Below are 611 nucleotides of genomic sequence, written 5' to 3' on the forward strand. Positions count from 1 at the left end.
GTTACCGTGAGAATCGGCCTGAACCTTACTCCCTTTACACCCGTCGCCAATACCAGCATCCGCTCTTCAAAGCAATATTTCAAAAATTTACCCCTAAGTTCCTGATCGGGAAAATCAAAGGCCGCCATTAACCCTTTATACCTTACGTTCCCCACCAGCTCGGGAAATTCGTCTTCTAAAGCATGTAAATATTTATGCAGTATCTTGGATACCTCGTTTACATGGCCGAGTACATCGTCCTCTTTTATTATCTCAAGAATCCTGGTAGAGCGCACCATATCCACTATGTTCCCGCCCCAGGTGGAGTTTATACGGCTGCTTTCTACAAAACAGTTCCTCTCTACCTCATCCACCCTCTTTGTGGACAATATGCCGCATACCTGTGCCTTTTTGCCAAAAGCAAATATATCCGGCTCCACTCCGTAATGCTGAAATGCCCACATTTTGCCGGTTATTCCCATACCGCATTGCACTTCATCGAATATTAGCATTATCTCATTCTCATCGCATATCTCCCTAAGTGCCCTGAAAAACTCCGGCCTGAAATGGTTGTCCCCTCCCTCACCCTGGATGGTTTCAATTATTATCGCACATATATCATCGGGGTTTTC

Annotated in this window: 1 protein-coding gene; it reads right to left on the reverse strand. The window is 45.3% G+C overall.

Translation table 11 applies throughout. From position 1 onward, the window contains the following. On the reverse strand, positions 1-611 hold a 611-nt coding region (locus ATZ99_RS00085), incomplete at both ends, for an aminotransferase class III-fold pyridoxal phosphate-dependent enzyme (RefSeq protein ID WP_157074667.1).

This window comes from Thermovenabulum gondwanense (assembly GCF_001601575.1).
GTDB lineage: Bacteria > Bacillota > Thermosediminibacteria > Thermosediminibacterales > Thermosediminibacteraceae > Thermovenabulum > Thermovenabulum gondwanense.